Origin of the sequence: Methylotenera versatilis 301 (assembly GCF_000093025.1) — a bacterium.
GTDB lineage: Bacteria > Pseudomonadota > Gammaproteobacteria > Burkholderiales > Methylophilaceae > Methylotenera > Methylotenera versatilis.
Window position 1 is genome coordinate 106305 of record NC_014207.1, and the last position, 22392, is coordinate 128696.

Here is a 22392-nt window from a genome sequence, read left to right on the forward strand (position 1 = left end):
GCTAAATTTAGAATAAAATACCGGTATGACTACAGGCAATCTTTTTATTATCACTGCAGCTTCTGGCGCGGGCAAAACTAGCTTGATTAAAGCTTTGCTGGCTAAAGACGAGCATTTGAAACTTTCCATCTCTCACACCACGCGTAAGCCGCGTCCTAGCGAGTTGAATGGCGTGGATTATCACTTTGTGGATGATGCGACATTTTTGCGTATGCTGGGCGAGGCGCAATTTTTAGAAAGCGCAGAAGTGCATGAGGCGCGTTATGGCACTTCACAATCTGCTATAGAAGCGCCATTAGCTGCAGGCTTTGATATTATTTTAGAAATTGATTGGCAAGGTGCCGAGCAAGTGCGTCTTTTGTATCCACATGCCGTGAGTATTTTTGTGTTGCCGCCGTCTATCGAAGCGCTAGAGCGCAGGCTGAATGGCCGCGGTCAAGATAGCGCAGAGGTCATTGCTAAACGCGTTGCTGCGGCGCGTACTGAAATGCGCCACGTGAGCGAGTTCGATTATGTTACAATCAACGATGATTTTGATGTGGCATTACAAGACATTACCGCAATCATTCGAGCACAACGGCTTGTAGGTTCAGTTCAACTACAACGTTATGCAGATTTAATTCAAACACTTACATAAATTTCTAGATTGAAGTGCATTAGACTCTTTCAATATAGAAGCTTTATTTCTCATTATTAATTAGGAAACACCATCATGGCACGTATTACAGTAGATGATTGCTTAGACCAAATTCCAAATCGTTTTCAATTGACATTAGTTGCTGCGTACCGCGCACGTCAATTACACAATGGCGCAGAGCCACTCATTAATACACAAGGTTTGCGTGATAAAACAACCGTATTAGCTTTGCGTGAAATCGCCGCTGGTAAAATTGGCGTAGAAATTCTAGCGCGCATCCATCCTTAGTATCTGGCGTAATTTAGAATTTTATTACCTAATTTCTTAGAAAAAGCCTAGTGAAAGTGGTATGCCAAAAACCGCAACACATCAAAACGCGGAGTTATTCAAGCCTAGTTCAGCACTAGCTTCAGCCCCCTTGCTGCCTGCGGACAGCGAGGATTCGGCACTTAGTTTACGTCTTAAAGAATACTTAAAACCACAAGATATTGCCCAAGTTTGGGAGGCGTATCGTTACGCCTATCAGGCGCATGAAGGCGTGGTGCGCAAAACGGGCGAGCCTTATATCACGCATCCCGTTTCTGTCGCATGTATTTTGGCTGACTTGCACTTAGACGTACCAACACTACTCGCGGCTTTATTGCATGATGTAGTGGAAGATACTGACGTTTCCACACACGACATTAAAGAGAAATTTGGCCTACAAGTAGCTGAATTGGTTGATGGTGTGACCAAGCTAGATAAAATTGAGTTTCAAAGCGCCAGTGTCGCGCAGGCAGAGAACTTCAGAAAAATGCTGCTCGCAATGTCGCAAGATGTGCGGGTGATTTTGGTGAAATTGGCAGATCGTTTGCATAATATGCAGACTCTGGAAGCCATGCGACCAGAAAAGCAAAAGCTTATTGCTAAAGAAACGCTAGAAATTTATGCGCCAATTGCCAATCGGCTTGGTTTGAACGATATATACCAATCGCTTGAAGATCTAAGTTTTCAGTATCTTTACCCAATGCGGTTTCGAGCGATTTCAAAAGCCATTTTAGCGGCACGTGGTAACCGTAAAGAAGTCGTTAGCAAGATATTAGAATCCATCAAGCAGCAACTGATTACCTTGAATATTGATGCAGAGGTGTCTGGACGTGAAAAGCATCTTTACAGCATTTACAAGAAAATGTCGGGTAAAACCACGGCGTTCTCGCAAATTTACGACATTTACGGTTTTAGAGTTGTTGTTAAAGATTTATCGAGTTGTTATCTAGCGCTAGGCGCTTTGCACGCTTTATATAAACCCATCCCAAGCAAATTCAAAGACTATATCGCAATTCCAAAAGCCAATGGCTATCAGTCGCTACACACCACGTTATTTGGCCCATTTGGGACGCCTATTGAGGTGCAGATTCGCAGCACGGAGATGCACAATATAGCCGATGCTGGCGTAGCTGCACATTGGTTATATAAAGCCAGCGATGCGCAACTTACCGCATTGCAGCAGCAAACCCACCAGTGGTTACAGCGTTTACTAGAGATTCAAAGTGAAAGTGTGGATTCACTCGATTTTCTTGAGCATCTTAAAATTGATCTGTTTCCAGATGAGGTGTATGTGTTTACGCCTAAAGGAAAGATTTTTGCTTTGCCTAAGGGTGCGACAGCGGTTGATTTTGCTTATGCTGTGCATTCAGGCATTGGTAATAGTTGCGTGGCGGTGCGTATCAATCAAGAGTTGGCGCCATTGCGTACAGAGTTACATAACGGTGACCACGTGGAAATTATCACGGGTTCACTCGCTAAACCTAATCCTGCTTGGCTGAATTATGTAGTGACAGGTCGTGCGCGAGCGCATATCCGACACTTCTTAAAATCGCAACAATCGACTGAGTCAGCCCACCTCGGAGAACGTATGCTCAATCAAGCTTTACGCGCTTTGCATGTGGAGCCTAGCCAAATTACAGATGATCATTGGCAAAAGCTGATACGCGACTATGGTCTGAAAAAGAAATCGCAAATATTGACTGAAATTGGTTTGGGCAAACGCCAGAACGTCATGGTTGCGCACCAGTTATTAGCCATGCTTGAGGTGCAGGAAGTGCCAGAAGAGGGCGCCATTGGTAAATTCTTGGGCGGCAAGTTCTTCGACAAGATTTTCGGTAAAACAGTTAAGCCGTTAGACACCATTACCATACGTGGCTCAGAAGGCATGGCGGTACAGTTTGCGCAATGTTGCAGGCCGATACCTGGTGACCCAATTCTAGGCTTTATTAATAAAGATAAAGGCTTAGTGGTACATACGCACGATTGCCCTGCGATACGTAAATTCCGTTTAGACCCAGACAAATGGCTAGATGTGGAATGGGAGCCAGAAAGTCAGCGTCTGTACAAAACTAACCTTAATCTCACCGTGGCCAATCAGCCTGGCATGTTGGCAAAAATCGCTTCAGGCATTGCCGATGCAGGCTCTAACATTGATAACGTGAGTGTGGAAGAAGAAGATGGTAGCGCTTATGCTAATCTTTACTTCACGGTGCAAGTGAAAGACCGTATTCATTTAGCCGAGTTAATGCGTAGCTTACGCAAAATACCTGATGTGGTGCGGATTAACCGAACTAAGGGCAATCCTGCAGGCAATGGTGCGAAAAAGTCTTCTCAATAATGCCTAGTTTGTGCAGCTATAGTTTCTGTTGTGACAAATCTTTCTGAAATAAAAACCTTTAGCAAACCGCTAGTGGCTAATCTGAATAAGCTTGACGTCAATACCACTCAGGCTTTATTACTGCACCTACCTTTACGCTACATTGACGAAACGCACATGACTAGTGTGCGCGATTTACGAGTTGGCGAGCCATCACAGGTTGAAGGCGAGATTGTCCATGCGGAAGTGACTTATAAGCCGCGTAAAGCTTTAATCGCAAGGCTGGAAGATGCGAGCGGGCAACTCACTTTACGTTTTCTGCATTTTTATCCTAGCCAAATTTCTGCACTTAAAGTCGGTAATAAGTTGCGAGTGTATGGTGAGGTGCGCAGTGGTTTTTTCGGTAATGAGATGGTGCATCCTACATGTAAAGCTGTAGGCGAAAAAACCATGGTGGCTGAAACATTAACGCCTGTTTACCCAACGGTGGCAGGGTTGACGCAAGTGAATTTGCGCAAAGCGATTGCGACGGCATTAAAGCAAAATGTGCTGAATGAAACCTTGCCAGTTAGTGTCTATCAGCAGTATCAATTTCCAAGTTTTTCTGCAAGTTTAAAAGCTTTGCACAACCCACCGCCAGATGCTGATCTACAGGGCTTGGAAGAAAAAACCACACCAGAATGGCAACGCCTCGCCTTTGATGAGTTGCTTGCACAGCAGCTTTCTATGCGTAAACATTATGCACGTCGTCGCAGTGTGGATGCGCCACAGTTTAAGCAATCGAAACAGTTGGTTTCAGCTTTGCTTAAAAGCTTGCCGTTTGCTTTAACGCAAGCGCAGCAAAAAGTCGCGGTCGAGATTCAAAATGATTTAACGCAACCGCACCCCATGCAACGCTTATTGCAGGGCGATGTGGGCAGCGGTAAAACCATAGTCGCGTGTATGGCGGCATTGCAGAGTATAGAAAGCGGTTGGCAAGTAGCGCTGATGGCGCCAACTGAGATTTTGGCAGAGCAACATTTTCGCAAAATGATAGGCTGGCTCACGCCTTTGAATATAAAAATTGCTTGGCACACGGGCAGCCAGTCTAAAAAAGACCGTGAAGCTGCGATGCAAATCATTGCCGACGGAAGTGCACAGCTCGTGATTGGAACGCATGCGCTGTTTCAAGAAGCGGTACAGTTTAAAAAATTGGGCTTAGCGATTATTGATGAGCAGCATCGCTTTGGCGTACATCAGCGTTTGGCTTTGCGGCAAAAAGGCCAGCCTGAGCCGCACCAACTGATGATGACCGCCACGCCAATTCCGCGCACTTTATCCATGAGCTATTACGCAGACTTAGATGTTTCGGTGATTGATGAGCTGCCACCAGGTCGCACGCCGATTGTGACTAAGCTGGTGTCAGACGTGCGTCGTGATGAAATTCTACAACGTGTACGCGAAGCCTGTGCGCAAGGTAATCAAGCCTATTGGGTATGCCCGCTAATTGAAGAGTCTGAAGCTTTACAGCTGGCAACAGCCAATGACACTTATGCATTAATGCAGAGCGAATTTCCAGAATTAAAAATCGGCTTAGTGCATGGTCGTATGAAGCCAGCAGAAAAGCAAGCCGTGATGGCGGCTTTCAGCGCAGGTGAAACGCAGTTGCTAGTAGCAACTACAGTGATTGAGGTGGGCGTAGACGTGCCCAATGCCAGTTTAATGGTCATAGAGCACGCTGAACGCATGGGTTTGAGTCAGTTGCATCAGTTACGCGGTCGCGTCGGTCGTGGCGCCGCAAAAAGCACTTGTATCCTGCTTTATCAAAACAAGCTTTCTGAAACTGCCCGCGCAAGGCTAAAAGTGATTTATGAAAGCAATGATGGGTTTGCCATCGCCCAAGCCGATCTAAATTTACGTGGGCCAGGTGAGTATTTAGGCACACGTCAAAGTGGTGTGCCTATGCTGAAAATCGCAGATTTGAATCGAGATGCAGATTTGTTAAACGCTGCTAAAAATATGGCGGATCGCCTAATTAAAGAACATCCGTCTGCCGTAGAGCAGCATTTGGAAAGATGGATGGGGCGAGCAGATGAACTGGTCAAGGTTTAATATTGATATTGCCAGCCCTCAGTGTCGCATGGATATTGGCTCGTAGACCATCCTATTTATGCGATAATTCCTCTCGTGAAAATTCAACGAAATCTTGCTAGTACGCGTCAGCGCTGGCTGAAAAAGCCCATACAGGCGAATAGGCTGCAACTTTGGCTTATCGATAATGGCTCACTTACCTCGCGATTACAGCAACATTTCAGCAAATTTGCAGTGAAGCCCATTTCAGTAAAATATGCCAAATTAATTCAAGATGAAGTCGCATTACTGCACCAACCAAATTATCAAATCGCACTAATACGCGAGGTCTTACTCATGGGTGATGATCAAGCTGTCTTGTTTGCGCATAGCGTAATCCCAAGAGCTAGCCTGAGAGGCGCATGGAACAGACTTGGTCGATTAGGCAATAAGCCGCTCGGGGCGACTTTATTTGCTAATCCTAAGGTGAAACGTACGGCGTTGAGTTATAAAAAACTCACACCAAACCATGTGCTTTATCAACATGCAACGCGACATTTAACGCAAAATCCTGATGTCAGAAAACCACCTTACTTGTGGGCGCGACGTTCTATTTTTAGTTTAAATTGCGCTAACATTATGGTTACCGAGGTTTTTCTACCTGATTTGCTCATTGAAGGTTGAGAAGAAAATTAAAATGCCGGTCATGCTAAAGTAGAAGTGACTAGGGAAGAGTTAGGTCATCAAACTATGAATATACAAAATATCATCAAGAAACTAGACGCCTATGAACGCCTAATGCGTTTAGATAAGCCCATCGGTATTTTATTGTTGCTATGGCCAACGCTTTGGGCGTTGCTGATTGCAGGACACGGCAAGCCAGACTGGATTGTCGTATTGATATTTGTCACAGGCACCGTGCTAATGCGCAGCGCAGGTTGTGTGATGAATGATATTGCCGATAGTGAATATGATGGCTTGGTCGAGCGTACGCGTCATCGACCTTTAGTGAATCATGAAGTGAGCAAAAAAGAAGCCTATTTCTTGGCAGCGGGTTTAAGCTTAGTTGCGTTTGGTTTGGTATGTACGCTCAATACATTAACGATTAAATTATCCATGCTAGCCTTATTCTTGGCGGCAAGTTACCCTTTTACCAAGCGATTTTTTGCGATTCCACAGGCCTATTTAGGCATTGCTTTTGGCGCAGGAATCCCAATGGCATTCGCCGCAATTTTGGGCTATGTGCCGCCAGTGGCGTGGCTGTTATTGTTAGCCAACGTATTTTGGGCGGTTGCTTATGACACTGAATATGCCATGGTAGATAGAGATGACGATTTAAAAATTGGTATTAAATCTTCTGCCATTACCTTTGGTAAGTTTGACGTAGTGATAGTGATGATTTGTTATGCGCTCACATTGCTCATACTTGTGATTTGTGGCATTTGGTTAATCATGGGATACGCCTACTATATTGGCTTAATAGCCGCAGCGGCAGTGGCTATTTACCATTATTATTTGATACGAGCACGTGAAAAAACCAACTGCTTTAAAGCTTTTCTACATAACAATTGGTTTGGTTTTGCCGTGTTTGCAGGCTTGGGTGTGCAGTACTTAGTAAAATAATTACTTGTTGGCTTTGGGCTTTATCTCAGGCTCAATTGTTGGCAAATCCCACTCAATCTCGTTTGATTCAGATTGATTTTTAGCAGAATTAGCTTTGGTTTTGCTCTTCGCTTTGGGCTTATCATCATCTGGAAATTCTAGAGAAAAATCTAGGTGACCGTTTTTATCAGTAGTCACATTCTCGCCGCCACCTAATACAATCTCTTCATTCAGCATATTGGCTTTTTGCTCTGTAGCATACTCAACTTTTTCTGTAGGCAAGCTAAAGTTGATTTCTTCGGCTACAAACAATAGGTCATCATCTTTAGCAATAACGACTTTTTCAGGTATTTCAAACTCTAATGCTTCATCTTTAGTGTTGGGCGCTGGCTGTACTTCATCATGCGGTATCATATTCACTTCATATGACGTTTCATCATTGAATGAATTAAAGTTGGCTTTAGTGCTGAGCTGAGTGTCGTTCAATTCTTCTTTCGGGTCATTACCGATGTCCGTGAGCGGCTCAATATCTGTAAACAGTGCATCATTAAAGCTAGTGTTTTCAATATTAATGGCAGCTACACTCGCTTGATTAGCTTTAGGTGGCCGACTTGCTTGATTCGAATCGGGCGCGTCTGAGCTAGTTCTAAACGTCGTAGGGTTAGCATGCTCCAGATCTTTAGCGATATTTTTCAAGAAGAAAAGATCGTTAAATGCACCTTGATTAAGGCCTTCTCTAGGCTGCGAGCGCTTATTGAAAATTAAGTCATTTAAAAAGCCAACCGCGTAAGGAGAGCCCCAAACGCCTTCTAAGCGCGTGATGATGTGTGGATAGTCTTCTATTGATGAGTCATCTGCAGTCGAATCGCTGTTAAATGTGGCGGCCCTAATATTAAAATGTTTGTTGCATTCAATCACCGCTGAGTCATATTCAGCTTCTGATCCTTCTTTCGACAGCAAATTAAGTAGTTTTAACCAAATTGCAGGGGAATCTTCAGGCGAGTCGCTTAAATGGTTTTGTAGCAACTGAATGGCCAGCGCTGGACGTCCATGCTCAATAAATACATCTGCATCTTCAATGATAGTGCCGTGCTCTTCTTTTTCTGTTTTACTCATAGCTTGAGCGTCAGCAGGATTCAGGTGATGCATAGGAGTTTCATTAAAATTAGGTTCGTCGAAAGATGAAGCCTTTGCATTGTGTGCGTTAAATTCGTTCGCAGAACTCACATTTAGCTTATTTGGGCTGTCATCAGTGTCGTCGGGATATTCATCATCAAACCAAGTATCTTTAATGTGAATTTCACGTTTAGCAAATTTGCGGCGTAGCAATTCAAGAAAAACTAGAGCGACCAGTATTCCGAGCGCTATTTTTAAGTATTTTAACCAATCAAAGCGCTCGTTTTCCTCTTTAGCCATTTGAGCTTCTGTGACTAGTTGTGCATTACGTGATTGCAAGGTGGCAATTTGTTTTTCTAAGTGAGCTAAACGATTGGACATGACTGTCGCTTCATCCATCGTGTCAGTGACAGATTGCACAGCCGCTACTTCATCTGGCCTCGTTACATCGATTTCAGTAGCTAACCTCAGCGACAATCCTGGCTTATCGCTACCCTGAGTCACATTGGTATTGCCTGCGGAAATCACCAAAAATGGTTTATCGGCCGATGATTTGTGTTCACTTACATTTGCATTGACTTTACTTTCTGGACTCGAGCTAGGTTGAGGCGTGGGGCTGGTGATTGGTTTGCCGATATAAGCTTCATTCAGTTTTTCATCAACTGAACTGATCTTCTTGGGTTTCTTTTTCTTAGGAGCTTTTTTTACTACAGCTTGCTCTGGAGTGGCTTCGTCAATTTGCTCTGCTGCTTCGGGCGTAGATGATTTTTTGCTGCTGGTTTGCTGTGATTTGCGATTTTTCTTTTTTGTATCGCTAGAGCTTGGCTCGTTATTAGCGCTGACATCATTAGTACTAGCCTTCTCAGCAGCTGAGATTGGCGCTGGATCGAGAAGTAACACATATTCACGATTTACATTGGGTTCGCAAAGAAATGAAATGCGTAAATTGACAATGGGCTCTGTAATCACATCATTGCTACTAATCGTCAGATGATAGTTGCCATTAACCGCCTTCAGATTGACCGACGCTCTCTTAATAGCAGGCACATCGCCAACATCGGTTGCGCTAAAGCAGCTAGGTTCAGGTGCAGATTCAATATCTGTCACGTTAACTGTAGCAAGAAATTTTTCACCTAAATTAGATTTAAGTTCGGCATCACCCAAACCTAAAGCGAAGCTGAGGTTTGCATAACAACATAATGATAAAAACGTGAAAAATCTCAATTTGTAAGTATGCTTCCAGAAATGTGTACTACTTAGATTAAATCTGAGTATAAAGAACGGCTTTAACTACAAACTTAAATATTATTTTAATATCCTAGCATAAGTCACGTAAAACAATATAATAATGCTGGCTAAAACACCCAAAAGGGTTATACTTTTTCGTATGAAATTCACAGAATATTTCAGTGAAAAAAGCAAATGCTTACTTAGTTCAGTTAACTGAGACTAACTTTAGCTTACTAAATTTCGTTAAATCTAAAATATTTAATAAATTTCATTCATATACTGAACATATTGTTTGACAAAGCACTAGGCTTCAGCATAAAATCCGCCTCTTAATTTTTTTAGCTCATAGTATTGGTTACATGATGAAAACCTTTTCAGCAAAATCACATGAAGTGAAGCGTGACTGGTTTGTGGTAGATGCCACAGACTTAGTGCTAGGCCGTTTGGCTAGTGGCATTGCGCATCGTTTACGTGGAAAACATAAAACTATTTATACACCTCACGTTGATACAGGTGATTATATTGTCGTGATTAATGCCGACAAACTAAAAGTAACTGGTAATAAGGCTGATGGTAAGCTTTACCACAGTCACTCTGGTTACCCAGGTGGTATCAGCACAACAACATTCTCTAAAATGCAAGACAAGTTTCCGGGTCGCGCTTTAGAAAAAGCAGTAAAAGGTATGTTGCCTAAAGGTCCTTTAGGTTATGCAATGATCAAAAAAATGAAAGTTTATGCTGGCGACAAGCATGAACATGCGGCGCAACAACCGCAAACATTGAAAATCTAAGGGTATATAAAGATGATCGGTAAATATAATTATGGTACAGGCCGCCGCAAGAGTTCAGTAGCGCGCGTGTTTTTAAAAACAGGTAAAGGCAACATCGTTGTTAACGATAAACCTGTTGATGAGTATTTCTCACGTGTAACTGCACGTATGATTCTACGTCAACCACTTGAATTGACTAACAACTTAACTAGCTTTGATATCATGGTTAATGTTATCGGTGGTGGTGAATCAGGCCAAGCTGGTGCAGTACGTCACGGTATTACACGTGCTTTGATTGACTTTGATGCTAATTTGAAAAGTGCATTGTCACACGCTGGTTTCGTAACACGTGATGCTCGTGAAGTTGAACGTAAAAAAGTTGGTTTCCGCAAAGCGCGTCGTCGTAAACAATTCTCTAAACGCTAAGCTTTTAATAAGTTTTGGGCGGTTGAGTTACGAAAAGGTCGCTATTGCGACCTTTTTTGTTTTGGTGTTTGCACATAGTTTTGTTATGCTAAGTTTATGATGATGCTCTAAGTGAGTAATAAAAAATTGACGAATAAAAAATTAAAAGTTGGTATCGTTGGCGGCACTGGTTACACGGGCGTAGAACTGTTGCGCCTGTTGAGTATTCATCCCGGTGTTGAGTTAACTGCAATCACGTCGCGTGGTGACGCTGGCTTGCCTGTAGCTGACATGTTTCCGAGTTTACGTGGATATGTAAATTTGAAATTTACAGACCCAGCACAATCAAATTTAACTGAATGTGATGTGGTGTTCTTTGCAACGCCGCATGGCGTGGCGATGAGTCAAGCGCAAGAGTTGTTAGATACGAATGTGAAGGTGATTGATCTAGCTGCAGATTTTCGTCTGCAAGATACGGCAGTTTTTGAAAAATGGTACAAAATGCCACATAGCTGTCCTAATGTCCTTAAAAAAGCAGTGTACGGAATCCCAGAACTGTATCGTGAGCAGATTAAATCTGCACAAGTGATAGGCAACCCTGGCTGCTACCCAACAACTGTATTATTAGGCTTGGCACCGTTATTAGAGCAAGGCTTGATTGATTTTACTGCGCCAATTATTGCTGACTCGAAATCTGGTGTTTCTGGCGCGGGTAGAAAAGCCGAAGTGGCGACTCTGTTTGCTGAATCTAGTGACAATATGAAGGCTTATGGTGTGAGTGGGCATAGGCATCACCCAGAAATTCACGCGCAGTTGATGCAATTGGCGGGTGAAAACGTGCAATTTATTTTTGTGCCGCACTTGATACCGATGATACGCGGTATGCTTTCTACCATTTACGTTAAACTGTCAGCAAAAGCAAAAACACTGGATCTGCAATCCATGTTTGAGCAGCGTTATCAGCACGAGCGTTTTGTCGATGTGTTGCCAGCAGGTGTATTGCCAGAAACGCGTTCAGTTCGTGGTTCGAATCAAATTCGCATTGCGCTGCACAAGCAAGATGAAGCTGGTTATTTGACGCTCATTGTGGTGCAGGATAATTTAGTGAAGGGCGCTGCTGGTCAGGCAGTTCAGAATATGAACATTATGTTTGATCTAGCTGAAAATACGGGCTTAGAAGTTGTGCCACTTTTACCATAAGTGTCAGAATATTAGCCAATGAAGCCTGTTAGAAGAAGAATTCGTCGACACTTTGGTTTAACTGCCAAGCAGGTGGCGGTGCGCTCGCAACGCCCTTGGTATTTCCAGTGGGTTGTGGCTGCGCTGTTTGTCGTTATAGGTTATGTTGCTGCCTATTGGCAGTTTACTGGCGGTGAAAATTTAACTGTAAAGTTAAATCAGGCTATACTTGAAAATCAAGCGTTTCAGACCAAGATTATACAAGTGGAGCAGCAAATTAAGATTGAGCAAGCCTCACAAAAGAATCTCAATGAAGAACTGAAGCTTGTGCATGATGAAAACATCAAACTTAAAGAAGATTTGTTGTTCTATAAAAATATGTTGGGTAAAAAGTAAACACCTAGTTAACTTAGCATGAGTAGCATCAAGCTATTGAATTAAAATAGGAAATAAAATGTTTTTTAGAAAAAGCAATCGAATTCAAAATAGCATAGATACGCTTATAGGTGCGGATACGCGCATAGAAGGCGATATTCATTTTTCTGGCGGTTTGCGTGTTGATGGAACGATTCGCGGTAAGGTAAGTGAACCAATTGCAAGTCCGAGTACACTAATACTCAGCGAGCATGGCAGTATTGAAGGTGCGGTAAGCGCATCTAAAATTGTAATTAATGGCAAAGTGACAGGCCCAGTAAGAGCCGGTCAGTTTATAGAGCTGCAGCCTAAAGCGCATATTACTGGTGACGTTTACTATAAATCCTTAGAAATGCATACAGGCGCGGTGATTGAAGGCAGATTGGTGTATTTAGGTGAGAGTGCACAAGAGCAAGACGTCAGCGCGAATTAAGATTGATTTTAAATATTGATTGACCTTGCTACCACACAGTAGCACAATGATTTTATTAAGAAATTTAGGAGTACGTAATGAACACAGTAACTGATGTACAAAATTTAGATTTGGGTGAAATGCCAGCACCATTGGTGTTTACTGACAATGCGGCGAAAAAAGTGAAAGAGCTGATTGAAGAAGAAGGCTCTCCTGACCTTAAACTGCGCGTATTTGTGAGTGGTGGTGGCTGTTCAGGCTTCCAATACGGATTTACTTTTGAAGAAGAAGTGAATGACGATGACACACAGGTGCAAAAAGACACGGTGACCTTATTGATTGATCCAATGAGCTTGCAATACTTGATGGGTGCTGAAATTGACTATCAAGATAGCTTACAAGGTTCACAGTTTGTGATTCGTAACCCACAAGCGACGACGACTTGCGGTTGCGGCTCATCATTCTCAGTTTAATAATGAGTTGTACTCGTTAATAAAAAAGCCAAGCTGATGCTTGGCTTTTTTATTGCCATAATAGACCTATTTAAAACAGCAGCGGCGCAATAAAAGCAAAGAATCCGCCTACTAAAAATATCAACACAGAGAATAGATAAACTCTAAACGAAGCTTTACGCGTCGCTATACAAGTTGCGGCTAATGCTGGGTCAACTGGACAAGGTAAGCTCTTTGCTCGCCATTGCATGAAGCCAGAAACTAGTAACATCAAAGCGGCAAAGCTAAATACACCTAGCTTATGTTCAGAAAACCAAACAAGCTGCGGCACATTTGATACCAAAGTTGACATCGCCGCGCCAGCACCTATGCCGACTAATAAAGCCGGCAGTGCGCAGCATATTAGCGTACCGCCACTTGTAAATAGTGATAATACGGATGCTGCTTTAGTTTGTTTGAGGCTGGTCATTTCATCTGCGCTATACGCCGCCATTTACTTTGCCTCCTTTTCCGCAGCTTCGTAGCCAGCCTTAATATGTGCGATAGGGTGTTCAGTGATTTCAATAGAAGTCACTTCGTAGCCCGCATCTTTAATCAAATCTTTTACTTTGTCGTTTGATAAAGTTTGGCCTTCTTTAAGCTCAACTGCTACAACACGTTGCTTCAAATTGACGTATACATCTTTAGTTTGCGATAGTGCGCGCATCTTTTTCTCAATCCCTTGCGCGCAGAACGCACATACCATGCCGTTTACATTGGCTTTAATGGTTTGTGTAGCAAAAGCGACATTGCTTAATAGCGTAGATAAAATGAGTGAAGTGAATAATAGTTTTTTCATAATAAAAATCCTTAAATATTTGTCTTTAATGGTTTAAAAAATATACATAAAGTTAAAGCGTGGTTCACGTGAGTTATTTACTCCGGCCTCGACAAAGAAATTTTTGTTAATGAAACGCAACATTGGTGTGATTTCAATTTTGTCAGATAAGCCGTTCATATGACGGGCTTCCAAAATGAACCACGGCTGGGTTTTATCGTACTCAGTCTCATAAAATGAAAAGCCAGCACGTACTGCGCTGTAATCATGGTTAATGTCAGATGCACGATAGAAGCGATGCGTTGCAGCAAAGTAAACGCGCGTGGTTTCATAATCAAACTGCGCCCCAGGTGTTACCATTATTTTGTCAAAACTCAGGTCGTTGCCTGCCCGCTTGTCTTCACCTTGTAGCATGCCTAGCCCACCCATGAACCATAGATTGGCTTGAGCGTGCGGCATATTCCAGCGATTGAGCAAGCGCGTGTAAGTGACCTCTTCTAAAGTGCGCGTTTTGGATTTGTCATCAGCGCGCATATAGGTCGCGCTTACACCAAAGGCATCGCGTGGTGTAATGGCGTAGTTGATAAACGTTTCACGCCAGTTATTGTTGAAATCACCCATGGTCATGGCTGATCCACTAAATCCCATAGGCCCAGCAGTGGCGTATTGATGACTCAATAATAACGCAAAGCAGGGCATTATTATGCTTAATGGTTTAATAAACATGGTGATCCTTTCTTTCCGAATAGCTAAATAGTTGCGCCTGTTTGAATGTACAGGCGTGACAAGGCTTAATCTAAGAAAGGCGTATGGGTGGGCGTTGCAGGTTAGGAAGTGTGATTGAAGTGTAAGATTGGTAAGCCGAGCTAAACGTTTGTGCTGAAGTTTCTAAAGCTTCAGATTTCAAATGGCTAGGTAATGCCGCCATTGCACACATACTGGCGCAATGAGCGCAGTTGGCCTTGCAGGCATCTTTGTATTTTTTGCTATTGGTGCTATCACTATCATGTTTTTGATTGATGTTATTCGAAGCCGTGCTATTCATATGTTCATGACACGGCATCATTTGCGATTTTTCACTGACTTTATCCATATACATCATGCTATTACAGATAAGCATGTTTGCTGCAGCGATGCTTTGTAGTGGCATTAAAACCAGTAGCAGGTAAATGGTAATATGTGAAAAACGTTTAAACATGGAGTTTAGGATTGTTGAAGTAAATTAAAGGTTCAATTTATTTTAGGCATGGCAATTGCCATGCCTAGGTGTGGCTTAACGTCTGTCCATTGGTACTAAATCTCTACGTAAATTACCTTTGTAGAGTTGACGAGGTCTGCCTATTTTATGCTCCTCATCTGAAATCATTTCAGACCACTGCGCAATCCAGCCTGCGGTTCTGGCGAGTGCAAAAATAGCGGTAAACATCGAATTAGGAATGCCCATTGCGCGCATGACGATGCCGCTATAGAAGTCTACATTTGGATAAAGTTTGCGTGAAACGAAGTATTCGTCTTCAAGTGCAATTTTTTCAAGCTCCATAGCCAATTTAAACATAGGATCGTCGTGGAGTCCCAACTCATCCAGCACTTCATGGCAAGTGGTACGCATAATTTTCGCGCGTGGATCCATATTGCGATAAACGCGATGCCCAAAGCCCATTAGGCGGAAGGTGTCAGTTTTGTCTTTTGCGCGTTTAATGAATTCGCCTATGCGCGAAACATCGCCAATTTCTTCTAACATTTTGAGTGTGGCTTCGTTGGCGCCCCCATGAGCAGGGCCCCATAGCGAGGCAATGCCAGCAGAAATGCAGGCGAATGGATTGGCGCCGCTAGAGCCAACTAACCTCACTGTTGAGGTCGATGCGTTTTGTTCATGATCAGCATGTAAAATCAAAATACGCTCGAAAGCTTTCGCTAGTACTGGATTTGGCACATAGGTTTCGCAAGGCGTGGCAAACATCATATGCATGAAGTTTTCAGCATAGTTAAGATGATTTTGCGGGTACATAAATGGCTGACCCAAGTTGTATTTATAGCTCCAAGCCGCAATCGTTGGCACTTTTGCTAATAAGCGATGCGCAGAAATCTCGCGGTGTTTCGCGTCACGAATATCCATCGCGTCAAAATAGAAAGCTGAGAGTGAGCCTACAACACCAACCATGACTGCCATTGGGTGAGCGTCACGTCTGAAGCCGCGGAAGATATTACTTAACTGATCATGCAGCATAGTGCTGCCACTGATTGTGTCAGTAAACTCCTTTGTTTGGGTGGCATTTGGTAACTCACCATGCAGCAACAGGTATGAAACTTCCATGAAATTACAGTGTTCGGCTAATTGCTCAATCGGATAGCCGCGATAGTAAAGCAGACCTTCTTCGCCATCAATAAAAGTAATATTAGAGTTACAGGCGGCGGTAGACAAAAAGCCAGGGTCGTAAGTGAATACCCCGTGTTTGCCTAGGCTGCGAATATCAATGACATCGTTGCCAAGGGTGCTAGTCAGAATCGGCAGTTCTATAGGGGTTGCACCGTTATCAAACGTAAGGGTGGCTTTTGTTGCTTTGGTCATGTTGGCGCGCCTTGTAGGTTAGTCTAGAGTTAAATTAATTATACTTTATAGATATGCATAATTGCTTAATCAAACGTAGCTAAATCACAAGAAGATGAGCTGAAGTTAAATCTTAGTCGCTAACGTCAGCGTTGATAGATAGCACCCAAGATCCGCGCGCCTTTCGCGCCAGTGACTTCTGGCAAGCTGGCTGTTTGTTGTTTCAGGCATAGTTCAGCCAACCATGCGAAGGCGATTGCCTCTACCCAATCCACGCCGATGCCAAGTTGATCGGTAGTTTCAATTTTTACATCGCCCAATAGGCCTTGTAATTGCTTTATCAGCAAGGCATTATGTGCACCGCCGCCGCATAGATAGACTTCATCAACACCCCTACAGTGTTCTAGAAGTGCGTTACGAATAGTGTGTGCGGTGAGTGAAACTAAAGTAAGCGCAACATCTTCAGGCGCGTAATCGCGACCAGCCAAGTGCTCTGCCAGCCATGCATCATTAAATAAGTCACGCCCAGTACTTTTAGGTGGCATTAAGGCAAAGTAGGGTTCTGCGAGCATGGCTGATAATAATGGCGGAATGAGTTGCCCAGTGCTAGCCCATGCGCCATTGGCATCATAATTTAAGTTTTTATGTTGTTTAATCCATGCATCAAGCAGCATATTGCCTGGACCAGAATCAAAGCCGATTAAATCGCTGCTGCTGGCAAGGTAGGTGATGTTGGCAATACCACCGATATTGATAACCGCGCGATTGAGTTGAGGGTGGGAAAATATTGCTTGATGAAAAGCGGGCACTAGAGGCGCGCCTTGGCCGCCAGCCGCAATGTCTCGGCTTCTAAAGTCACTTATCACAGTAATACCTGTGAGTTCCGCTAGTAGTGCAGGATTGCCAATTTGTAAGGTAAAACCGAGCTCAGGTCTGTGCCGTATGGTTTGACCATGACAGCCAATTGCGGAAATTTCATTTGGGGATAATGTTGTGATGGCTAGCAATTGATTAACTGCATCGGCGTATAACCTAGCTAATGTATTCGCCATTAGCGCTGTAGTTTCTAGCTCGTTTTCGGTTGGGTGTTGTAGCGCTAAAATTTGTGCGCGAAGTTCAGGCGGGTATGCTAAGAAGTGTGTTTGCCGTACATTGGGCTTGTGTGTACTTTGAAATTCGACTAGTGCAGCATCTACTCCATCAAGGCTGGTGCCAGACATCAGCCCAATGAATAGTGCGCCAGCCATGATATTTAGAGTGAGTTGCTAAAGCTTGGTTATTCTAATGCGGCAATATTGCTGTTTCCAAGCAAATCTATTTGCGCAGTTAATTCACGGCTAATTGCGTCAAATGCCACTTTGTTCTGACCAGTAATCGGGTCAGCTTTAGGTAAAGCCACTGTCATAGGGTCTCTATGTTCACCATTCACCATAAACTCATAATGTAAATGCGGACCTGTAGCTAAACCTGTCATACCTACAAAGCCAATTACCTCACCCTGTGCAACTTTTTCGCCTCTATGCAAGCCATCAGCAAAGCGTGATAGGTGGCCGTATACCGTACTGACGCCATTCTCATGCTTAAGAACAATCACATTGCCGTAACCGCCTTTTTGACCAACAAAATCAACAACCGCATCGCCAGAGGCTTTAACACGTGTGCCTGTAGGCGCAGCTAAATCAACGCCTTGGTGCGCTTTAATGCGTTGCAAGATTGGGTGGAAACGACCAGTGCTGAAGCTAGAACTGACACGTGTAAACTCTAAGGGTGAGCGTAAAAATGATTTATGCAGACTTTTGCCATCGGGTGTGTAGTATTGCATTTCACCTGTCGCATCGCGATAACCAATGGCTTGGTAAGTCTTGCCATTGTTCACAAATTCAGCGGCTAGCACATCACCTGTTTTTACCAGTTCACCTTCATCGTAGCTACCTTCGTAAATCACGTTGAAGTGGTCGCCACGACGTAAATCTGTATTAAAGTCAATTTGGCTTTCAAACATTTCAGCAACCTGTATGGCAACGTCATCAGGGATGTTGGCGTCATCAGTCGCACCAAACAAAGAACTTTTGATTTTTGCTGATTTTAAAATCGGGCGAATTTCTAGCTTGTGGGTGACTTTGCTGGCGGTATAGCCAGAAGGTATTTGCTCAATATTAATGAACTGATCAGTATCTAATTGATACTCTAGTGAAATTAAATTGCCATCACCATCTGTCTGCGCTTCCATATTATGGCTAGGTTTTAATGCGGAAGTAATCTCGCTAGCAACGGCATCGCTACGTATAAAGTTAATCGCATCACGGTTATGAACATTTAGGCGAGACAATACATTGTTCAACGTATCATCCCGGCGTACATGATCTTTATACCAAAAATGTTGTTCAGCAACATTTGTTTGAGTATTCGCCGCACTAGGCAATGCAATCTCTTCAACCACGGTAGCCGTTGCAATAGTGCCTGTCAATGTCTGTGGTGCAATACCAAAAGCAGCGTAAATACCAAATAAAGGTAAGCAAGAAATAGCTAAAATCCAGCGCAATTTAAGCTTGCGCTCAGCTTTATCGGCGATTTGCGCTAAAATAGCGCTTTGCTCATAAGCTGGTGTTAAATTCTGTTTAGTTGAACTATCAAATTCAACGTTGTGTTGACTAGGCTCGTTAATATCCACGGGCTGACCTCTAAAAGAGTTGATACGGTTTTGGATAATAACAGAAAACTCAATTAGAACAAGTAAATGAACTGTAAATGTTAATCGCTTACAGTAAAGATTAAGGATGTAAATTAAGTGAATATTGACGAACTAAGTACCGATATCAAGCAGCAGCTTGCAGTCATTAAGCGTGGCGCGGATGAGCTTTTAATTGAAGCTGAGCTTATCGAGAAGTTAAAAAAAGGCCAGCCACTAAGAATTAAAGCAGGTTTTGACCCAACTGCACCTGATCTGCATTTAGGTCATACCGTACTGATTAATAAGCTACGTCAATTTCAAGAGCTTGGTCATCAAGTCTTGTTCTTAATTGGCGACTTTACTGGCATGATAGGCGATCCCACTGGTAAAAGTACTACGCGCCCGCCGCTCACTGCAGAACAAGTGCAGGAGAATGCCAAGTCATACACAGCTCAGGTATTTAAAATCTTGAAGCCAGAACAAACTGAAGTGGTTTTTAACTCTAAATGGCTTACTGAGTTAGGTGCAGCCGGTATGTTGAAACTTGCGGCCAGTCACACCGTGGCGCGTATGTTGGAGCGTGATGATTTTACTAAAAGATATAAAGCTAATCAGCCAATCGCGATTCATGAATTTTTATACCCTTTACTACAAGGGTATGACTCAGTCGCATTAAAAGCCGATGTTGAGTTGGGCGGAACAGACCAAAAATTCAATCTCTTAATGGGGCGTGAGCTACAAAAGCAAGCAGGCATGTCGCAACAATGCGTGCTCACCATGCCGCTGTTGGAGGGTTTGGATGGCGTGAATAAAATGTCCAAGTCACTCGGTAACTATATAGGTATTGCCGAAGCGCCTGAAGTCATCTTTGCAAAAATCATGTCTATATCAGATGACTTGATGTGGCGATATATAGAGTTGCTTTCGTTTGAGACAATAGAAACGATCGCGCAATGGAAGGCTCAAGTGGCTGCAGGTGAAAATCCACGCAATATTAAAGTAGGTTTCGCGCAAGAAATCGTCGCGCGCTTCCATAGCCAAGCTGATGCAGAAAAAGCCCTAGCTGATTTTCAAACGCGCGCAAAAGGTGGCATTCCTGATGATGTCCCGGAAATTAGCATTAACATAGAAGGTGAAAATATCGGCATTGCGCAACTACTCAAACTTGCAGGCTTAGTAGAAAGCACTTCGGAAGCCTATCGTGCCATCGAGCAAGGTGGAGTGAAATTGGATAGTGATAAAGTGACAGATAGAAACTTACAATTGCCAAAAGGCATGAAAATAGTAGCGCAAGTTGGTAAGCGCAAATTTGCAAATGTAACAATTGTGTAACAACGAAGGTTTGTCCTTGACCATTTGGTAAACCCCTGTAGAATGCGCACCTCGCTGACAGAACGAACGTAGTGAGTAGGTGTTCAAAGTACTAAATATCGTGTGTCAAAATACCGTCAATAATAAATAAGAAACATTTCAAATTTATGATTGACGCGGCTCAAAAGCTCTGTATAATGCGCACCTCGTTAACGCAAAGCGTTGACGAGAAGTTGAAAAGAAAACATATTTTCGACACAGCTCTTTAACAATTTAACAACTGATAAGTGTGGGTGCTTGTGGTTTTGGACAAGCCTACTTAGACGCAATTTACTTATTCCTGTAGACGTTAAACTCTGCTTGAATTTAACTGGATTGTTTGGTTTAAGTACGGCCTCAGAAAAACAAGTGCTTACACTTAAATTTATGACAAATATGTAACGGTTCTTAGTAATAAGAATCACACAGACCTTGAAATGAATTTGAGTCACTTACCTTTCATTAGGTAAGTAAAGCAAAAGCGAAATAACCACCTCGCAAGAGGAAAAAGTAATAGTCATACATTAAACTGAAGAGTTTGATCATGGCTCAGATTGAACGCTGGCGGAATGCTTTACACATGCAAGTCGAACGGCAGCACGGACTTCGGTCTGGTGGCGAGTGGCGAACGGGTGAGTAATATATCGGAACGTATCCAATAATGGGGGATAACTAATCGAAAGGTTGGCTAATACCGCATACGCCCTACGGGGGAAAGCTAGGGACCTTCGGGCCTGGCGTTAATGGAGCGGCTGATATCTGATTAGCTAGTAGGTGAGGTAAAAGCTCACCTAGGCGACGATCAGTAGCTGGTCTGAGAGGACGACCAGCCACACTGGAACTGAGACACGGTCCAGACTCCTACGGGAGGCAGCAGTGGGGAATTTTGGACAATGGGCGAAAGCCTGATCCAGCCATTCCGCGTGAGTGAAGAAGGCCTTCGGGTTGTAAAGCTCTTTCGCAAGGGAAGAAAACTTAGATACTAATATTATCTGAGGTTGACGGTACCTTGATAAGAAGCACCGGCTAACTACGTGCCAGCAGCCGCGGTAATACGTAGGGTGCGAGCGTTAATCGGAATTACTGGGCGTAAAGCGTGCGCAGGCGGTTTTGTAAGTCAGATGTGAAATCCCCGAGCTCAACTTGGGAACTGCGTTTGAAACTACAAGACTAGAATATGTCAGAGGGGGGTAGAATTCCACGTGTAGCAGTGAAATGCGTAGAGATGTGGAGGAATACCAATGGCGAAGGCAGCCCCCTGGGATAATATTGACGCTCATGCACGAAAGCGTGGGGAGCAAACAGGATTAGATACCCTGGTAGTCCACGCCCTAAACGATGTCTACTAGTTGTTGGTGGAGTAAAATCCATGAGTAACGCAGCTAACGCGTGAAGTAGACCGCCTGGGGAGTACGGTCGCAAGATTAAAACTCAAATGAATTGACGGGGGCCCGCACAAGCGGTGGATTATGTGGATTAATTCGATGCAACGCGAAAAACCTTACCTGGCCTTGACATGTAACGAACTTTCCAGAGATGGATTGGTGCTCGAAAGAGAACGTTAACACAGGTGCTGCATGGCTGTCGTCAGCTCGTGTCGTGAGATGTTGGGTTAAGTCCCGCAACGAGCGCAACCCTTGCCATTAATTGCCATCATTTAGTTGGGCACTTTAATGGGACTGCCGGTGACAAACCGGAGGAAGGTGGGGATGACGTCAAGTCCTCATGGCCCTTATGGCCAGGGCTTCACACGTAATACAATGGTCGGTACAGAGGGTCGCCAACCCGCAAGGGGGAGCCAATCCCAGAAAGCCGATCGTAGTCCGGATTGAGGTCTGCAACTCGACCTCATGAAGTCGGAATCGCTAGTAATCGCGGATCAGCATGTCGCGGTGAATACGTTCCCGGGCCTTGTACACACCGCCCGTCACACCATGGGAGTGGGTTTTACCAGAAGTAGGTAGTCTAACCTTCGGGAGGACGCTTACCACGGTAGTATTCATGACTGGGGTGAAGTCGTAACAAGGTAGCCGTATCGGAAGGTGCGGCTGGATCACCTCCTTTCTAGAGAACATCCATTGCTGCAAGCATTCACACTTATCAGTTGTTAGACCAAA

Annotated in this window: 21 protein-coding genes and 1 rRNA gene; 14 read left to right on the forward strand and 8 right to left on the reverse strand. The window is 43.7% G+C overall.

What is annotated here, in order from left to right; translation table 11 throughout:
* Nucleotides 1–25 precede the first annotated feature (25 nt).
* The 6 genes from gmk (at nucleotide 26) to ubiA (ending at nucleotide 6932) form a co-directional block, all read left to right on the forward strand.
* Nucleotides 26–637: a guanylate kinase gene (gene gmk, locus M301_RS00415; RefSeq protein ID WP_013146790.1), complete on the forward strand. Its 612-nt coding sequence runs from the start codon at nucleotides 26–28 to the stop codon at nucleotides 635–637.
* Nucleotides 638–712: 75 nt separating this feature from the next.
* Nucleotides 713–925: a DNA-directed RNA polymerase subunit omega gene (gene rpoZ, locus M301_RS00420; protein WP_013146791.1), complete on the forward strand. Its 213-nt coding sequence runs from the start codon at nucleotides 713–715 to the stop codon at nucleotides 923–925.
* A 61-nt stretch (nucleotides 926–986) separates the two neighbouring features.
* Nucleotides 987–3281 carry a RelA/SpoT family protein gene (locus tag M301_RS00425; RefSeq protein WP_013146792.1) on the forward strand — a complete coding sequence of 765 codons (2295 nt, stop codon included), beginning with the start codon at nucleotides 987–989 and terminating at the stop codon, nucleotides 3279–3281.
* A gap of 30 nt (nucleotides 3282–3311) precedes the next feature.
* On the forward strand, nucleotides 3312–5351 hold the full coding sequence (recG, locus tag M301_RS00430) for an ATP-dependent DNA helicase RecG (RefSeq protein ID WP_013146793.1): 2040 nt from the start codon (nucleotides 3312–3314) through the stop codon (nucleotides 5349–5351).
* Between the two features lie 75 nt (nucleotides 5352–5426).
* Nucleotides 5427–5993, forward strand: coding sequence for a chorismate--pyruvate lyase family protein (locus M301_RS00435; RefSeq protein WP_013146794.1), 567 nt, complete (start codon nucleotides 5427–5429; stop codon nucleotides 5991–5993).
* A 66-nt stretch (nucleotides 5994–6059) separates the two neighbouring features.
* A complete protein-coding gene (ubiA, locus tag M301_RS00440) occupies nucleotides 6060–6932 on the forward strand; it encodes a 4-hydroxybenzoate octaprenyltransferase (protein ID WP_013146795.1) in 873 nt (290 codons plus the stop codon).
* On the opposite strand, the gene M301_RS00445 is transcribed toward ubiA, so the two are convergent.
* Nucleotides 6933–9251, reverse strand: coding sequence for a type IV pilus assembly protein FimV (locus tag M301_RS00445; protein WP_148218562.1), 2319 nt, complete (start codon nucleotides 9249–9251; stop codon nucleotides 6933–6935).
* Nucleotides 9252–9619: 368 nt separating this feature from the next.
* Between M301_RS00445 and rplM the strand changes: the two genes are divergently transcribed.
* From rplM to erpA, 6 genes are all read left to right on the forward strand, one after another.
* Nucleotides 9620–10048: a 50S ribosomal protein L13 gene (rplM, locus tag M301_RS00450; protein WP_041359574.1), complete on the forward strand. Its 429-nt coding sequence runs from the start codon at nucleotides 9620–9622 to the stop codon at nucleotides 10046–10048.
* Nucleotides 10049–10060: 12 nt separating this feature from the next.
* Nucleotides 10061–10453 carry a 30S ribosomal protein S9 gene (gene rpsI, locus M301_RS00455; protein WP_013146798.1) on the forward strand — a complete coding sequence of 131 codons (393 nt, stop codon included), beginning with the start codon at nucleotides 10061–10063 and terminating at the stop codon, nucleotides 10451–10453.
* A 126-nt stretch (nucleotides 10454–10579) separates the two neighbouring features.
* Complete coding sequence (gene argC / locus M301_RS00460; protein WP_013146799.1) at nucleotides 10580–11632, forward strand: N-acetyl-gamma-glutamyl-phosphate reductase; 1053 nt, start codon at nucleotides 10580–10582, stop codon at nucleotides 11630–11632.
* A gap of 18 nt (nucleotides 11633–11650) precedes the next feature.
* On the forward strand, nucleotides 11651–12007 hold the full coding sequence (locus M301_RS00465; protein ID WP_013146800.1) for a hypothetical protein: 357 nt from the start codon (nucleotides 11651–11653) through the stop codon (nucleotides 12005–12007).
* A 58-nt stretch (nucleotides 12008–12065) separates the two neighbouring features.
* Nucleotides 12066–12458: a bactofilin family protein gene (locus tag M301_RS00470; RefSeq protein ID WP_013146801.1), complete on the forward strand. Its 393-nt coding sequence runs from the start codon at nucleotides 12066–12068 to the stop codon at nucleotides 12456–12458.
* Nucleotides 12459–12535: 77 nt separating this feature from the next.
* The gene (erpA, locus tag M301_RS00475; protein WP_013146802.1) at nucleotides 12536–12910 is read left to right on the forward strand and encodes an iron-sulfur cluster insertion protein ErpA; all 375 of its coding nucleotides are present in this window, start codon (nucleotides 12536–12538) and stop codon (nucleotides 12908–12910) included.
* 70 nt (nucleotides 12911–12980) lie between these two features.
* Here erpA and M301_RS00480 read toward each other — a convergent pair whose 3' ends face one another.
* The 7 genes from M301_RS00480 to M301_RS00510 all read right to left on the reverse strand — a co-directional run bounded on the left by M301_RS00480 (nucleotide 12981) and on the right by M301_RS00510 (nucleotide 18925).
* Entirely contained in the window at nucleotides 12981–13382 is a 402-nt protein-coding gene (locus tag M301_RS00480) for a hypothetical protein (RefSeq protein ID WP_013146803.1), read from the reverse strand.
* Nucleotides 13383–13727: a heavy-metal-associated domain-containing protein gene (locus M301_RS00485; protein WP_013146804.1), complete on the reverse strand. Its 345-nt coding sequence runs from the start codon at nucleotides 13725–13727 to the stop codon at nucleotides 13383–13385.
* Nucleotides 13728–13760: 33 nt separating this feature from the next.
* Complete coding sequence (locus M301_RS00490; RefSeq protein ID WP_238524647.1) at nucleotides 13761–14384, reverse strand: hypothetical protein; 624 nt, start codon at nucleotides 14382–14384, stop codon at nucleotides 13761–13763.
* A gap of 118 nt (nucleotides 14385–14502) precedes the next feature.
* A complete protein-coding gene (locus M301_RS00495) occupies nucleotides 14503–14904 on the reverse strand; it encodes a hypothetical protein (RefSeq protein ID WP_013146806.1) in 402 nt (133 codons plus the stop codon).
* Between the two features lie 75 nt (nucleotides 14905–14979).
* A complete protein-coding gene (gene gltA / locus M301_RS00500; protein WP_013146807.1) occupies nucleotides 14980–16275 on the reverse strand; it encodes a citrate synthase in 1296 nt (431 codons plus the stop codon).
* Between the two features lie 125 nt (nucleotides 16276–16400).
* A complete protein-coding gene (locus tag M301_RS00505; protein ID WP_013146808.1) occupies nucleotides 16401–17501 on the reverse strand; it encodes an anhydro-N-acetylmuramic acid kinase in 1101 nt (366 codons plus the stop codon).
* A gap of 29 nt (nucleotides 17502–17530) precedes the next feature.
* Nucleotides 17531–18925 (reverse strand): M23 family metallopeptidase, encoded by a 1395-nt coding sequence (locus tag M301_RS00510; RefSeq protein ID WP_013146809.1) that lies wholly within the window; start codon nucleotides 18923–18925, stop codon nucleotides 17531–17533.
* Between the two features lie 117 nt (nucleotides 18926–19042).
* Here M301_RS00510 and tyrS point away from each other — a divergent pair, with 117 nt between their 5' ends.
* Nucleotides 19043–20257, forward strand: a complete 1215-nt coding sequence (tyrS, locus tag M301_RS00515) for a tyrosine--tRNA ligase (RefSeq protein ID WP_013146810.1) — start codon at nucleotides 19043–19045, stop codon at nucleotides 20255–20257.
* A 544-nt stretch (nucleotides 20258–20801) separates the two neighbouring features.
* Nucleotides 20802–22339, forward strand: a 16S ribosomal RNA gene (locus tag M301_RS00520).
* The last annotated feature ends 53 nt before the right edge of the window (nucleotides 22340–22392 follow it).